The sequence below is a fragment of the Bacillus sp. FSL W7-1582 genome (assembly GCF_038593325.1).
GTDB lineage: Bacteria > Bacillota > Bacilli > Bacillales > Bacillaceae > Bacillus > Bacillus altitudinis.
On sequence record NZ_CP151987.1, the window covers coordinates 1,184,410 to 1,200,899 of the forward strand.

Genomic DNA, 16,490 nt, shown 5'->3' on the forward strand with positions numbered 1-16,490 from the left:
GTCACCCTATTCTATTTAATAGGTAAACTATAACGAAAAAACAAAAATTTGTAAATAAAAAGGAGTGTAAAGTAAAATATGTTAGATGAAAGAAAGATAAAATCGATCTCATTACTAGCTGAAGGAAGGATGACAGTGCAAGCTATTGCTGATGAAATTGGAGTCAGTCGTAATGCATTATACTTGTGGAGAAAAGATAAGGAATATTCACTGGAGCTGGACAATGAGATACAAAACTTCAAACTTTTAGCACAGCAAGAAAGAAGCGCAAGAGCTAAAAATTGGTTTAAAAAATTGGAGAATATCGGCATGGATGATAGTCAAAAGACTAAGGATCAGCTAGACGCACTCAAAACGCTGCTGGCATATTCAGAAGGAACTCCAACATCTAAGGTTGAAATCACTGAAACAAAGTCTAATGAAGTAGATAAAGAAACAATCGAAGATGAAATTAAAAAGTGGAAGAAATCTAAGGAAGAACAATAAAAACCCTCATCTATATTATACCATAGAGAGGGTTTGCTGTTTCTTTTTAGCTCTAATTAGTGTGCTCTTGCTTATGCCTGTTATTTCTTCAACTTGCTTATACGAATGATCATTTAATAGCTCAAGAGCGTGCTGAATTTGCTTCTTTGAGAACTTATTCGGTCTCCCTTCTCTAAAGTCCTCGCTTTGCTTCGCACGTGCTTTTCCTTCTTGTGTACGTTCTACAATCATATCCCTTTCAAACTGAGCAAAAGAGCTCAAGATATTAAATATCAAGCGGCCTGTAGGCGTATCCTCAACGAGTCCCATATTCAAAACGTGAACTTTAATTCCTTTATCAAACAAATCTTCAATTACATCAATTGCATCTTTAGCTGATCTTGCAAACCGATCAAGTTTAGTTACTACTAAGGTGTCTCCTTTGTGTAATTGTGATAGTAAGGCATTAAATTGCGGGCGTTCAATTTCCTTTTGGCGTGTCCCTGTGAATTTCTCCTGATAAATCTTTTCGCAACCTTCCTCTTTCAATTGTTCGATTTGACCTGTTAAGTCTTGACCTTGTGTACTTACACGAGCATAACCATATTTCATATTGAGCACCCCTTTTTAAGTATGTATTTATGACACTAAGTTATGACACCTTTTGATGCCTTAATTATACTGGGTGTCTCAAGTGGTGTCAATACTTAAAAGTTATGACACCGATATTACTTGAATTCATTATGGAATCACATAATTGTAGGCAGATTATAAGAGTGTTTAAAGCTCGATATAGAAGCGATAAAACAGTTGATACAAATATATATCGAAGTAGATAACGTGGCTTAGGAAGGAAGCTAACAGGCTTTAACCCCCACCTTTCTGTTTTAGAAAATGCCCTTTTAAACGATAGCAGGGTACAAATTTTTTGCAGTATTTTTCAAAGTTTCGAGGTGATAAAAATAACCAAATCAATCAACATAAACACATCTGAAAATAGGATGTTTTTATATGAATATTTAGTCAAACAGGCAATCAGAGAGAATATGACTGAAACAGAAGCAGAAGACTTCGCATCTCATATGATGGTGAAACGTTCAGAAGATTTATTCACTTATCATGGATTGGCTTGGGAATTAGGTCAGAAAAATCTTGAATTCTTCTGTTTATTTTTCCTGCAAGATACATTTAGAGCACCTGATACGTCTGAAATAGCTCCTATTCATAGAGAGATATGGGAAGACATTGAAGGAATGCTTTTGCGTAATACACATGATAAGCAATCGTATATTCTTCCAAGAGGAACAGGTAAAAGTGCCTTCGCAAACTTACCAGCTGTTTCTTTTTCTGTTGCAAATAAGCTTAGAATTTTCACATTAGTATGCTCATCGACTGGTGACCTTGCTGAAAAGTTTATTAAGCAAATTAAAGAAGTTTTTGTAGGCAACGTTTATATTGAGTCGTGCTATGGCAAGCTTTTAGATCCCACAAACAAAAAATATATCTGTAATTCTTCGCAACTTGAGTTTACAAATGGAACGATGGTTGAAAGTATCAGCAGTAAAACAGATATGAGGGGTAGGAAGTATGGAAACACTCGAATTGAGTTGGCCATTTTAGATGATTACCAAAACAATGACGACTGTGCTACGGATGCAAACAGAGAGAAAAAATGGAGTCGTTTTTCTTCAGATGTTAACTTTGCGTTCCAAAAACCACAATTTGATGAAAATGGGAAAATGGTTAGACAAGGTGGCATTATGATTGGATGTGGAACAATTCAGCATCCAGAGTGTTTCTACAGTAGGCTTCAAAAGTTAGCAACTTGGAAGGTTCGCAAAGAAAAAGGGATTCTTATAGATGATATTGATGAATTGTTTAATTCTGGTCTATGGGCTGAATTTAAAGACATTCTTTCAGATTCTAAAAACGAGAACAGGCTGCAACATGCAAAAGAGTTTTATTATCAAAATGAAAAGGAAATGAGATTTCCGATTCTGTGGGAAAGTTACTGGAACCCATTAGAAATGGCTCTTGCTTATTATGAAAACCCAGTTGCATATAACCAGGAAGTCCAAGGTGTTATCACCTCTACTGGACAAAAGAAATTCAAAACTATTATTACTGAATCTGCTGAGAAAATTGAAAGTCATGACTTTGTTAAAACCATGCTTTCTATTGATCCAGCAGGAACACGAAACAAACAAAAGAAGAAAAAAGACTATTACGCTTTTGTTGTAGGTAGTATATCAGATATGAATATCAAATACGTTCGTAAAGGTACTGTCTTTAAGGGTGAATATGAGGATTATATGGCTTGCACATTAAAGCTACTCAAACAATATCCTGACATTACTTTTGTCAACATTGAGAAAAACGTATATAACGGAGCGGATGTAATTCAGCTTCAAGAATTAGTTAAAAATGATCCTGAATTATCTGGCAGAAATATCGAGTGGTTGAATAATGCTGTTACTAAAAACAAGGATGACAGAATCAACACTATTGTCGGTGATGTAAATATGGGGAGAATCATTTTTAATGAAGACGATGAAGATGCTATCCAACAACTCAAAGATTTCGCTGGAGCGGATTTCTCTGCTTATGACGACTTTCCTGATGCAGTTGCAGAATGGTCTAAAAGAATAAATGAAGTAGAAGACATAGGATATGTTCAATCAATACCCAAGAACTGGCTCTTCTTATAAAGAGGTGTATGAGTATTTTTGATAAAGAAGAAATTATAAATAAGCTGCTCGATGAATTGAAATTGACTAAACCCAATTACGATAAAAAGTGGCGTTACTATAGTGGGGATCATGACATTCTTCATAAACGTATTGCAAATGACCCGATGAAAAATGATATGAGGGTTTACTTTAACTATTGCAGGAAAATGGTTCAAAACAGTGTAGGATACTTGCTAGGTAAACCAGTAAGTTACAATTCTAAAACAGACAACAAAGAGTTTTTAAGTTTGATTGATTACAACTTTAATACATGGGAACACAACCATAATATTAAATTGAAAATTATATCTTCGATCAATGGTCATGCATATGAGGTTAGCTTCATTAATAGCGAAGGGGATTTTCAGTGTGCTGTATATCATCCGTCTGAAATGATTGTGCTTCACGATAATTCTGTTGAAAATAGGATTACTTTAGCTGTTCGTAAATATAAAGTTAAATTTGATAAAAGTGAGTATATTGATGTTTGGGATGATACCCATTTCCGAAATTATAAAATTAATGGTGGAACTTTTGAACTTTTAGATGAGAAAAAGCATAGATTTTCTCGATGTCCAGTTAGAGAACTTAGAAACAATGATTCTAAGAAATCAACCTTTGAGGACATTATGAGGATTGTAGACATTTACAATTCTATTCATTCCGCAAATGCTCAAGAGATCATGGATCACCGCAATGCTTATCTTGTACTTCAAAACTGTAAAATTGATCTGAAAGAAGCTAAAAAGATGAGAGATAACGGTATCCTCATGTTACCTAATCCTCAGGCTAAGGCATACTGGCTGACAAAGGACATTAATGCTAATTTTGTTAAAGACGAGCTTCAAATGCTTCAGGATGAAATTTATGCTCAAAGTCATCAAGTTAACTTAAACGAGAATTTCCAAAGTAATACTTCAGGAGTAACAATTCGTTTAAAGCTCCAAGAACTTGAAAACCAATCAGCTATCAGTGAATCAGATTTTGATCAGTTGTTGAAATCGAGGCTTAAGCTTTTCTGTGAATATTTAAAAGTGTCCGAAAACAAAGAGTTTGATTATAAAGATATTGCTATCTCCTTCACACGAAATGTACCAGTTGATGATGTTGCCAACGCTCAAATGGTAGCTGCATTGAATGGAATAGTTCCACATGAAGATCTCCTCGGAAAGCTATCTTTTATCTCAAATCCTTCAGCAGCGTTAGAAAAGCTCCAAAAACAATTAGAAAACAGCAAAGATACGACATCTGGTAAATCAGATGTTTTAGTAATACCAGCACATGAAGACCCTGTTGATCCGACAGGGTTTTAATTATGCTTTAAAATCGGGAATCCTGTGAGCGGTTAGGGCAGGAATGTATGAATGTGGGTTAGACATACAACAAAACGGACTTTGTGGCGAGTACATAAAGGCAAATTAGATGGAGTGATACATATGAATTTAGAAGAAGTAAAGCAGTTTCTAGAACAACAAAAAGAAACGCCAGAAGTGAAATCATATTTAAATGAGCTTTCTGCTTTATCAGAGGATAAAGTCAGACAGTTTTTAGACACTGATGGTGGAAAAAAGGTTCTTCAACCACGTTTAGATCAACATTTTACAAAAGGGTTAGAAACGTGGAAAGCTAATAATTTGGATAAGCTAGTTGATCAAAAGGTTAAAGAGCTCAATCCAACTAAAAATCCACTTGAAATCAAAGTTGAAAAATTAGAAAAAACTCTCAAGATGAAGGAGATCAAAGAAAAAGCTTTAGTGAAGGCTCACCAAGATGGTCTACCGACTCAATTAATTGACTTTTTTCTATCTGATGATTCTGAGAAAACAGAAGCTAATCTCAACACTTTCAAAGATGTTTTCGATCAACATTTGCAAAATAAGACAAAAGAAAGACTTAAAGAAGATGGCATTGATCCAAAAGGTAGTCTACAACAACCAAAAACATTTACTAGAGAACAACTTCAAGGATTGACTCAAGAACAATATAAAGCTAATGAGGAAGCTATTGATAAGCTTCTTTCATTAGATTAAAAACTATAAAAGGTTAAGGTGAATTAAATAATGGCGTATGAAAATTTTATTCCTGTTGTATGGTCAACTAAATTAAACGAAGCTTATAAAAAATCCCTGGTTTTTGGCAACCTAGTCAATACAGATTATCAAGGTGATGTTAAACATGGCAATACGGTTAAAATCAATAGTTTTGGTAGTGTAACTATTGGCGATTACGATGAAAATGGTGTAGGTGAACCAGAGCAAATTGTTGGAAGCCAAACTGAACTTAAAATAGATCAAGCTAAATACTTTAATTTTAAAGTTGATGATATCGATGCAGCTCAAGCTAATATCAATCTTCTAAGTGGGCAATTAAAAGAGGTTTCATACCAGCTTGCTGATGTGGCTGATCAATTTATCGCAAATTTATACACTGGTGTTGATCCTAAAAACACTATGGGAACAGATGAAGATCCTATGAGAATTGATTCTCAAAATCTATATAATAGACTGGTTAGTCTTAATGTGAAACTTTCTGAAGCTAACGTCCCTAAACAAGGCAGATGGGTTGTTCTTCCTGAAGCTGGTCATGGACTGTTACAAAAAGATCCCCGCTTTACTAAATTCCCTGAAGTTTTATATGACGGTTATATTGGCAATGTGGGTTCGTTAAAAGTTTTCACTTCTAATAACTGTCCTACAGTAGGGGATAATTATAAAATTATCGCTGGTCATAGTTCAGCAATCTCATTTGCTTCTCAAATTGACAAACTTGAAGCTTTTCGTCCTGAAAAGTTTTTTGCGGATGCAATTAAAGGTCTGCAAGTTTATGGAGGCAAGCTTGTTAAACCTAAGGGTATTGCTGTTTTGACAGCTTTATTTATGGATGAACTATAAGAAACTTAGGAGGGGGATTTCCCCTCCTTTTTTAATTAAAAATAAAGGAGTATGAATTATTTGTGGATTAAAAATAAAGTTACAGGTTTAGTTTGGAATGTAACTGAAGATCATTACAATTATTTGATTAAGCAGTCTGATTACGAACAATACATTGCAAAGAAGAACAAGAAAACCAAAACCAAAGTCGAAGACAATGAAACGGCAGGTGGAGACAATGAATCAACTTAAAGATTTTAAGAGTTTAATTGATGAAGAAGTTGATGATGCTGTTTTACAGCTCTATATTAATGATGCAGAAAGCTTCATCCTAAATCATTGTAATTTAGATGAGATTCCTAATCGTTTATATTCAGCCCTTCTAAATATCGCAGTTTTCAAATTTAGACTGAGAGGATACGAAGGAGTCAAAAGAGAATCAACGGGAGCTGTCAACGAAACGTTTCATGAAACGATTCCTGCCTATATTATTAAAGAGTTGGATGACTATAATAATAACAATCAAACAGTTAAGTTTCTGTAAAAGGCCAAACCATGAATCTTAAAAAAACCTTCTACAAAATAGAAATTGAGGCTGTCCCAACTGGAAAGATTAATGAGATTACTGGGAAACCAATCATGGAAAAGGTAGAGAAACTTATTCCATACAAATGTGAATTCCAGCCTTTAGATGAAAAGATGTATCAGTCTGCTTTAGGTAGATTTCCAGATGTCACAGACTTGTTGATTTGTAGACCTTTAAAGTTTTTACAAACAGGCGCAGAGATAGTGTACAAAGACATTAAATATGAAGTTCTTTACCGTCCCAGGGACTGGGGAAAGCATATTGAGGTATTTGTGAAACCGAAAAAATAATGAAAAGAAACGCTTCGACTTTATTTTCGAGGTGTTTCTTTTTTTTATTTTTGTTTTATTTCAAAAGGAGATGTAAAAGTGAGTGAGCAATTAAAAATTATTGTTACACCAATGGCTGACACCTCGAAAAAATCAGTCGATCAAATAAACAGTCAAATTAAACAGTTACAAGGCAAAGTAAATGGTCTTAAATTAGACATCAATCTTGGTAAAGATGTCTTGAAGAGTCTTGAAAATATTTCAAAGCGTTTTTCAGAGAATCAACGTAGCTTAAGAGATTTCAATTCAACAATTAAAGAGTTCGAGACTGTTTTCAAAAATGCAGATGGATCAATTAAAACAGTCAATCAGAAAATAAAGCAAAATGGAGAAATCCACGAAAAAACCCGAAAAGTCATTGATAATACAACAAAGAGTTTAAGAGAAGAAGCTAAAGAAGTAGCGAAGCTTACTCAACTTACGGAGCGGCTTGGTCAGAGACAAAAAGAAGTAAACAAAACTGACGGCTCTGGGAGAAGAACAGGAAAAGTCGAAAAGTACAAAAACGGCTTTGATGATGTTACATACGCTTCTGATAAAAATGGTTTAAAATCTGTAAAAACAGTAACTAATTACGACCAGCAACGAAAAGCTGTTGATACGTTACATGATGCATTGGAGAAATTACGCCAAAAAGGAATAGTATCAGATGTTACTTTGACATCTTTAGGTAAGAAACTAAACCTTGCTCAAAGTGCAAATGAGATTGAAGCACTTCGAGGGAAAATAAAGCTTCTAGATGATAAGTCAGCAGCAGTAGCCAAGACTCAAGAAATACAGCGTCAAATTCAGTTATATCAACGACTTGCTGCAGTTAGAGCTAGTAAATTAACATCCCAATATGGCTCATCAATAAGTGATACAAACTCACAAGCAATTCAGCAATATCTCTCATCAGTTAATGCGTTAACCAGTCGAACACCAAAGCTTCAAAGTCAGATGCAGAGCTTAAATGTTCAGTTCAGAGAGCTTTCAGCAAATGTAACTAATTCGGCTCAGAACATTAATACATTTGGCGGCAGGTTAGGCGAAGCATTTGCAAGGATGCCAGCTTATTTAATTACTGGATCGATATTCTTTGGGGCAGTTAGTGGTCTAAAAGCTATGGTCGATAATGCTATCATGCTTGACTCGAAAATGACTGAAATCCGAAGAGTAATGGATGCTCCTGATTATAAGTTTAATGAGTTGTTGCAGCGTTCAATTGATCTAAGTAATGAACTGTCTAACAAAGTCGCTGATGTCCTTACAATGACATCTGAATTCGCCAGACAAGGTTATAAAGGTGACGAACTCCTCTACCTAACTAAAACCTCTCAAGTCCTTCAAAACATTTCACAACTTCAACCCGAAGATACCGTTAAGGCTCTTACATCAGCAATGGTCAACTTCGGTATAGCTTCAAAAGATTCCCTCAAAATTTCTGATGCTCTAAACGAAGTCGATAATAACTTCCAAACATCTTCATTAGATTTAGCTCAGTCAATGCGTAAATCCGCAGCTGCAGCAAAAGTTTATGGTGTAAGTATGGAACAGTTACTTGGCTATACAGCAAGTATTCAATCAAGTACAAAAGAGTCGGGTAACGTTACAGGGAACGCACTAAAAACCATTTTTGCTAGAATTCAAACGAACAAACAAGCAGTTTCAGCTTTAGAAGGAATAGGCATAGCTGTTAAAGATGCAGGTGGAGAAGCTATACCTGTTGCGGATATCTTAGAGAAATTAGCAGGAAGATGGAAAACGCTGTCTCAAGCTCAGAAGCAACAATTGGGTATCACAATCGCTTCTCAATTCCAAAATACAAGATTCTTAGCATTAATGGAGAACTGGGAAACAGCTACTAAAGCAACTTCAATGGCCATAAACAGTCAAGGTAGCTCGATGAGGGAGCAAGAGAAATACTCTCAGTCATTAGAAGCTAGGCTAAACAATCTATCTAATAAGTTTGTAGAGCTTTCTGAAGCTGCAAGCAGGGCTTTTATTAGTGATGGATTAATTGCTGCTACTGATGTATTAGGCGACTTGTTAGCTGTAATATCAGGAGTAGTCAATTCCATTGGTTTTCTCCCTACGGCTTTCCTAACAGCTAATGCAGCGGTATTTGCGTTTAGTAAGACGGCTAGGGCAATGCAGACGGCCTTAGTGTTTGGCGTAGGTGCTTTGAGCGCAAGTCAAAAAGCTTTACTAGGCGTTGAAGCAGGGATGTCTAGAGCGGCACTAGCTACAAAGGCTATGACTGTAGCATGGAGAGGATTGATGTCTGCAACAGTAGTTGGAGCAGGTTTAATTTTGATTGGAGTAGCCCTAGAAAAGATTGTAGGAGCTTACTCAGACGCTAAAAAAGCTAGAGAAGAATTTGAACAAACTCAAAATACAAATATTGAAGCACTTACAGTCAATAAAGATCAAACAGAAGAATTAATTAAGAGATATAAGGAATTAGATAAATCTAGACGTGATGGCGGTCTCACAACAACAAATGAGCAAGAATATCTTAAGATAACCCAAGAGTTAGCTAATCTGTTTCCTGCTCTGGTGGAAGGTGTAGATTCAACAGGAAGAGCACACTTAGTTTCTGCTGAACGAATTGATAAAGAGACTGAAGCCGTTAGAAATTTAATCAAAGCAAAAAAAGAAGAAACTAAAGTTCAAGCTTCTGACACTGCTCGAGATTCGATTAACAAAATCAAAGATTTAAATAAAGAATTAGAGAAGAAACAAAAAGACTTAGACAATCCATTTGTATCTGATAATCCCTTCATTAATGCAAAAGCACCTATATCTAAGACAGATGTTGATAAAGCTAAAATCAAAACGGAAATGGAGTCCATTCGTCAGCAAGTAGTAAGCGCTTCTTATGAAATGAAAGATAAGATCATTGAAACTGCAGAAGCGTTTAGCAAATTAACAATTAGTACAAGTTTAAAAGACCAAATTAAGCAGGTTGTTGATGCGCTTAATCTTGATGAATTGACTGATCCTAAAGATGTTGAGGAATTTGAGAGGAATTTAGGTAGGATCCAAGATGCATTACAAAGAGCGTTAGATGATAGTGATTCAGGTGGGTTTGAAAAAGCTAAAGAAGAATTAGATGCATACCTGTCTAAATACCAGGTATCAGATTCAAGCATTGATATCATGAGTATCAGCATGGACAAGTTAAAGGGGATAGTTAATGACACTGCTGTTACCTATGACGAATTTGGGGATGCAGTTGACGAAACAGGCAATAAAGTAGCTGATTTAAGCAGTCGCCTTAAAGAAGTTAAAGGCGATATTGAAGCTACGGCTGATGTGCTGAATCAATTAATTAAATCTGGTCAAACAACAGCAGCAATGGAAGCTTTGCAAGGTGAAGTATATGATGACTTAGCAGACCAAATGTCTCCTCTCAATGATCTGTTAGAGAAAATGGCTGAAGGTAAAGCTATATCAGCCTCTGAAGCAATGAAGCTTATTCAGAAAGAAAAAGGTTTATCAGAAGCTATCTCCGTTGAAAATGGTGTAGTGAAAATAAATCGTGATGCAGTTGTAAAATTAAGAAACGTTAAACTTAAAGCATACAATGACATGCAACAATCAGTTAAACAAGACCTACTTAATCAAGCTAATGCAACTGCTAAAAAGATTAAAAACTATGGTTTAGAAGTAAAAACAATTCAAACTGTGGCTGATGCCCAATCTAATTTAGCTGCATTAAAGAAAAAGATTGATGATGGTGGAGCTAGAAATCCTACTGAACTGTTAGAGATGGATAAGGAATATGGTGAAATGTCAGATATCACAAGTCAGCTCGAAGACTTGGATAAGATGTCTGAGTTGGTAAACTCCTCATTAACCGAAGTTGGCACATCCTATGAAACAATGTCGGATTCAGCTGACAAAGCTTCAAAATCAACGAAAGATTCAATTTACGTTGCAGACAAATATAAAGAAGCATTAGAGCGGGTCAATAAGCAGATTGAGGAACAAAATAGAAAGACCAACGACTACCCTAAATGGAGTCAGAAATATCGTGATTCAATTAAGAAGGAAATCAAGGCGTTAGAAAGAAAAGAAAAACTTCTTAAGAGTCAGATTAAGCTACTTAAAGAACAAATTAAATCTGGATACATTGCTCAAACGGGCATAGTTGATTCTTCTTCATCCTACTCCCCTTCTAGCTCTTCGTATTCTGCTTCAGGTGGTTCTTACTCAGGGAAATACTCAAACATTATTAATCAAGCTGCATAGAAATACAATGTTCCAGCTGCGTTAATCGCTGCGGTTATTAAGCAAGAATCTAACTTTAACCCTAATGCTCGTTCATCGGTTGGAGCAACTGGTTTAATGCAACTTATGCCTGCTACAGCAAGAGGTCTAGGAGTTAAGAATTCTAGGGATCCTTATCAAAACGTAATGGGTGGTACCAAATATCTCAAGCAAATGCTTGATAAGTTTGGATCGATTGAAAAAGCGTTAGCTGCATACAATGCGGGGCCTGGTAATGTAACTAAGTATGGTGGCATTCCTCCATTTAAGGAAACGCAGAATTACGTTAAGAAAGTAAACAATTACTTTAAACAAATGGGTGGTTCACTATCCTCTAGTGGTGGATCAGCTGCTGGTTATTATGACTCCATGAGAAGAACATCTCATTTCGGTCAGCAAGAAAAAGGTTTACGCTCTGCTCCTCATAAAGGTTTAGATTTAGCTGCTAAATCTGGTACTCCTATCAAGTCTCTAAAATCAGGTAAAGTCCTTACTGCAGCATACTCTAAATCTGCTGGATATTGGGTTGTTGTTCAACAAGATGATGGCACCGTAGCGAAGTATATGCATATGCAAAAAGGTCTCAATGTTAAGACTGGCCAAAAGGTTCAAGCTGGTCAAACTCTCGGCAAGATGGGAAGCACTGGTCGTTCTACTGGCACTCATCTTCATATGCAGATTGAGAAAAACGGTAAAGCGATTGATCCAGAAGCATATATGCAACAAATCGGTTCAGACTTGTCTAGTTCTGAAGCTGAACGCCAACAAGCTATTTCACAAGCTAAATCTGACTTACTTGGACTTGAAGGTGACCTATCTTCTGTCAAAGACCAAATTCAAGATCTACAATATGAAATCGTTCAGTCAAAACTTGATGAATTTGAAAAACGTAAGTCTGATTTAGAGTTGAAAGTTGCTCAAAACCAATCTAAAGCCAGTCGCTATCTCAATGATAGTGCTCAGTTTAGAAAATATACAAATGAGCAACGTAAAGCAGTTGAAGCACAACAAAAGATTCAGAGTCAAAAAGTAAGTTGGATTAACAAAGAGTTAAAGCAAAATAAGCAATTAAACGCTGCTCAACGTGATCAATTACGTGAAGAATTAAAGCAAGCTAAACTTGACCTCATCAGCATCAAAGATCAGGTTTATGAGTTACAGGCTACTATTGTTCAATCTAAAACCGATCAAATTCTTAATAACATTGATAAGTCTGTCAAAAAGACTGAATCAAAGCTTAAGAACGTCGATATCAAGATCCAGACAACCGAAGAAGACAAAGATAAAGTTAAGTACTATAGTCAGCAAATCAAGCTGATTCAACAGCAACAAAAAGAAGCTGCTAAATACATAACACAGCTTGAAAAACAGAAAAAAGCAGCTAAGGGATTCCCTGAAATCCAGAAACAAATATCTGATGAAATTTCTTCTTGGAAAGATAAGCAAAAGGATTTCAACTTAGAGCTATATCAAACCAAGAAAAGTATTAAAGATATTTACAAATCGCTTGCTGATGAAGTCGTCTCCATTTATAAAGAAATGTACGAAAAAATGCGTGATATCGAACTTGAAGCTCATCGTAAAGCTACTCAAGACATCATTGATGGCATCGATAAGGAAGATGATGATGCTAAGTTCCAAAAGGATTTAAAAGATCGTCAGGAAAGCATTCAAAAGCTTTTAGATCAGATAAATCAATATGCGTTAGATGATTCAGAATTTGGTAAGTCAAAGGTTAAAGAGCTTACCGAACAGATGCAAAAAGAACAGCTTGATTTAGATCAATTCCTAAAAGATCGCGAAAACTCAAAACGTAAAGAAGCGCTACAAGATCAACTGGAAAAAGATGAGAAATCAATCAACACAAAATATGATGATCTTGTAAACGATGAGCGTGGGTTTAAGGATTTAGAAGGAAAATTGATGAACGGTAAGATTAGTGATATCAATAAACAACTTTCTGAGTTCACTAAATTCATCAATTCAAATATGGAGTCAATTGGTAAGTCTATCTCTAACAATTTGATTGATAAGCTTAAAGAGGCTTCAAATGCTCTCGGTGTTGTCGTTAAGGGAAATACAACTGGACAGAAGATCGCTCGTTTTAAGACTGGTGGATCGGTTGGTAAAGTACCAGCCCAAGGCGCTTTAGCTGTAGTAGATGATGGAGAAATTGTCCTCAATAAACAAGACTCAGTTAACATGCTTAAAGCTGTCGAGTTGCTTAGAGAAACAAAGATAGAAGATCGAAGTATGGGAGCAATAGCAAAGAGCTACGAGTCAATACGAAGTATGTTTAACAACGTTGCTTCTTCAGTAGCTATCCCTAAACTTTCTGTTCCAGGGTTTGAAGTGTTAGAGTCGAAGAATGTTACCAACAATTATTCAGTGAATATGCACATTGATAAAATGGTCGCTGATGAAAAAGGGGCTAATAATGCACTGCAAACAATTAGAAAAGGATTAAAGCAAATGAAAGGTAAGGTATAGGAGTCTGAAAATCAGGCTCTTTTTTTTACAATCTAAAGGAGTTGTAATAAATAAAAGATGAATCTAGGAGAATTCACTTTCAAGCCAGGTACGCTTAAATTAGAACTATGTAGAACAAATAAAAAGAAGATCGCAAATATTGTTGATTTCTCGAATGCTTCAGCCAACCTAAATCATGCTACGATCAATGATCTAACATTTAATGTCCCTCTAAAAGCTAGATATGGTGATGAAATTAAACCAAACCATGTTGCTCAACTTATCAGGGAATGGTACTTGATTAAGGCCACTTTCTTAAATCGAACTGAATATTATGTAATAGATAGTATTACTGATTCGACAACTCAAGAAAAATCTGAGATACAGGTTAATTGTCAGCTCACTCCGTATATGCTAAACAAACCAAAAATCAGGCAATATGAAGGTATATCAAAGAACCTCCAAGAAATCGGTGAAGTTTGCCTTAAAGGAACTGGTTGGACTATTGGAGAAATTGAAAGTACGCTTAATGAAAAAAGACGATCATTCTCCATCGGATCAATTACATCAAGGTTTGATTTTCTAAGGAATATCTGTGAAACATTTGACGCTGTGCCTATATATGACACTATCAATGATAGAATATCCTTCTTTGAAAAAGGCGGTATATCTAAATACAAAGGTGTTAAGATATCATCTAACAACTTCATGATTGATATGACGGACACACGAAGCATGGATGAAGTCGTGACAAGGCTTCATGTAAATGGAAAAGACGGTATTGTTATCAATTCTATAAATCCAACAGGGCAAGGGTATCTTGATGATTTCAGTTTCTTTTTATCTCCTTTTCAACGTGACGATAAAAGAAATGTATTGAAGAAAAGTGCTTATATGAGCATTGAGCTTTGTCATGCTTTGCTAGACTACAATGAACTTGTCGACAAAGAATCAAAAAAGTTTAAAACAATGTTGGATAACAAAAAGAAAATCGAAGCCAAAAAGACTGCTCAAGAGAATGAGCTATTCGTTCTTAAGAACCTTGAACTGCAGCAAATCTTAGATCGAATTGAAGTGGTTAAAGAGACTGAGGGAGACACTAAAGATCTAATAAAGCAAAGAGATGCGAAGCAAAAAGAAGTTGATACAAAAAAGAATGAAATCGATAAAACCATTTCTGAGATTTCCACGTTAAACAGTCAAATTGAGCAGCTTAGAAAACGACTGGATATGAGCAACTTTCTTGGCGAAGATATGTCCAATGAGCTGTCCAAATTTATACTTGAAGATGAGTGGACTAACGATAACATTTTTGATGAAACAGAGCTGTATGAAAAAAGCTATGAAGAGTTAGAGAAACGGAAATCACCTCCTATCGACATTAAGACAAATATAGTGAACCTATATAATGCAGTAAGTGAAAAAGATTATTGGGATAGGATTTCATTAGGTGACATAATTAGAATTCAAAACAAAGAATTCGGCACTGAGTATAGAGCTACTTTAGCTGGGATGAGCTTGAATTTTGATGATTCCACTATATCAGTTACTATTACGAACGGAAAAAAGGCTAAAGAAGAAGATGACTTCATTCAATTGTTTTATAAGGCTGATAAAGCATCTACTGAATTCAACACTCGGAAAATCGATTATGATACGCTTGCTACCAATTACAACGCACGTAATGACCGCATTTCAATTCCTCCCTCTCCTCCTACAATCGGAGTGAAATCCGTATCAAACAAAGTAAATGAAAATGGTTCCGTTGATATAACAGTGTCGTGGAATTATCCAACCTCTGATGAGGATAAATATAATATAGATGGTTTCATCGTACATTGCTATCCTGATACATCTTCAGACACTTACTTATTCGGTGCTTCACTAGCTAAAGAACAACGAATTTCTGTTAGATATGATAAACGTATAGCTACCTTTACTTCACAAGTTCCAACAAAATATTTCACCTTTGGAGTACAAGCATACAGAAATGTTGAAACTTCTATTAGTTCAAATGGTGTTTTGTTATCTGATATAGTTCAACCACAAACTCCAAGTGAGAATCCTTATAGGCCATCTACTACCGTTGAAATCAAAGGTAAAGTAAATGGAATACACCAGATTTCCACGCCTGAAAAACCTTCTAGTCCCGATGCTAATACTCTTTGGATTGATCCCAAAACTAATAGATCTGAATTATATGATGGCGAAAAGTGGATTGTTCAATCTGCAGGAAGTGCAGACTCCTTAAATGGAATTACCCCTGCCTTACATGAGGAACCTAATACTATACCTGTCAGAGATGACAACGGTGTGATTTCGGCATCTATTTCAGGTAATGCAATGAAGCTTGGTGGCTTAGAAGCAGCTGAATATGCGTTAAAAAGCGATGTTTTAAACAAAGTTAATTACATGAGTGGAGAATACATAGGAGATGGAACAATAGCGAGACAGATTAATTTAAGTTTTACTCCTAAAACGGTTAAAATCTATTCGACTTCAATAGAGGATAGTAGCTTACATATAACTTTGAATTCATTCGGGTATATAAACCAATTAACAAATGGAAAATTAATTCTGACGGGTGGGACTGATGCATATGGAAGTATTGGGATAAACCTGTTTAAAACGGGAAGTGATCAGGCTTTAAATGGGAATAAACCAAATGTGAAGTATTTATGGGAAGCAATAGGTTAATATATAATCATATTGCCCTATATGTCTATAAAAGGATATAATTGCATGAATATATCAACATACATATAGGGAAAGAGGTATTCATGTGATA

The 16,490-nt window shown here is 35.5% G+C and carries 12 protein-coding genes and 1 pseudogene; 12 read left to right on the plus strand and 1 reads right to left on the minus strand.

What is annotated here, in order from left to right:
* Positions 1–78: 78 nt before the first annotated feature.
* Complete coding sequence (locus NSQ11_RS06020; protein WP_151020140.1) at positions 79–486, plus strand: phBC6A51 family helix-turn-helix protein; 408 nt, start codon at positions 79–81, stop codon at positions 484–486.
* Positions 487–501: 15 nt separating this feature from the next.
* Here the strand turns inward: NSQ11_RS06020 and NSQ11_RS06025 are convergent, their stop codons facing one another.
* On the minus strand, positions 502–1,077 hold the full coding sequence (locus NSQ11_RS06025) for a recombinase family protein (RefSeq protein ID WP_106065033.1): 576 nt from the start codon (positions 1,075–1,077) through the stop codon (positions 502–504).
* A gap of 434 nt (positions 1,078–1,511) precedes the next feature.
* Here NSQ11_RS06025 and NSQ11_RS06030 point away from each other — a divergent pair, with 434 nt between their 5' ends.
* The 11 genes and pseudogenes from NSQ11_RS06030 to NSQ11_RS06080 all read left to right on the plus strand — a co-directional run bounded on the left by NSQ11_RS06030 (position 1,512) and on the right by NSQ11_RS06080 (position 16,399).
* Positions 1,512–3,173, plus strand: a complete 1,662-nt coding sequence (locus tag NSQ11_RS06030) for a hypothetical protein (protein ID WP_342501306.1) — start codon at positions 1,512–1,514, stop codon at positions 3,171–3,173.
* Positions 3,174–3,181: 8 nt separating this feature from the next.
* A complete protein-coding gene (locus NSQ11_RS06035) occupies positions 3,182–4,507 on the plus strand; it encodes a phage portal protein (protein WP_342501307.1) in 1,326 nt (441 codons plus the stop codon).
* A gap of 123 nt (positions 4,508–4,630) precedes the next feature.
* The gene (locus NSQ11_RS06040) at positions 4,631–5,224 is read left to right on the plus strand and encodes a DUF4355 domain-containing protein (RefSeq protein ID WP_008359190.1); all 594 of its coding nucleotides are present in this window, start codon (positions 4,631–4,633) and stop codon (positions 5,222–5,224) included.
* 30 nt (positions 5,225–5,254) lie between these two features.
* A complete protein-coding gene (locus tag NSQ11_RS06045) occupies positions 5,255–6,085 on the plus strand; it encodes a hypothetical protein (RefSeq protein WP_008359188.1) in 831 nt (276 codons plus the stop codon).
* A 60-nt stretch (positions 6,086–6,145) separates the two neighbouring features.
* Positions 6,146–6,316 (plus strand): hypothetical protein, encoded by a 171-nt coding sequence (locus NSQ11_RS06050; protein WP_155887868.1) that lies wholly within the window; start codon positions 6,146–6,148, stop codon positions 6,314–6,316.
* Positions 6,303–6,608, plus strand: coding sequence for a head-tail connector protein (locus tag NSQ11_RS06055; protein WP_342501308.1), 306 nt, complete (start codon positions 6,303–6,305; stop codon positions 6,606–6,608). The genes NSQ11_RS06050 and NSQ11_RS06055 overlap by 14 nt, the downstream gene beginning before the upstream one ends.
* A gap of 11 nt (positions 6,609–6,619) precedes the next feature.
* On the plus strand, positions 6,620–6,940 hold the full coding sequence (locus tag NSQ11_RS06060) for a hypothetical protein (RefSeq protein ID WP_342501309.1): 321 nt from the start codon (positions 6,620–6,622) through the stop codon (positions 6,938–6,940).
* A 78-nt stretch (positions 6,941–7,018) separates the two neighbouring features.
* Complete coding sequence (locus NSQ11_RS06065) at positions 7,019–11,215, plus strand: phage tail tape measure protein (protein WP_342501310.1); 4,197 nt, start codon at positions 7,019–7,021, stop codon at positions 11,213–11,215.
* Between the two features lie 12 nt (positions 11,216–11,227).
* Positions 11,228–11,506, plus strand: a pseudogene (locus NSQ11_RS06070) (lytic transglycosylase domain-containing protein); the annotation flags it as partial.
* 96 nt (positions 11,507–11,602) lie between these two features.
* Positions 11,603–13,723 (plus strand): peptidoglycan DD-metalloendopeptidase family protein, encoded by a 2,121-nt coding sequence (locus NSQ11_RS06075; protein WP_342501358.1) that lies wholly within the window; start codon positions 11,603–11,605, stop codon positions 13,721–13,723.
* A gap of 57 nt (positions 13,724–13,780) precedes the next feature.
* Positions 13,781–16,399 carry a hypothetical protein gene (locus NSQ11_RS06080; protein WP_342501311.1) on the plus strand — a complete coding sequence of 873 codons (2,619 nt, stop codon included), beginning with the start codon at positions 13,781–13,783 and terminating at the stop codon, positions 16,397–16,399.
* The last annotated feature ends 91 nt before the right edge of the window (positions 16,400–16,490 follow it).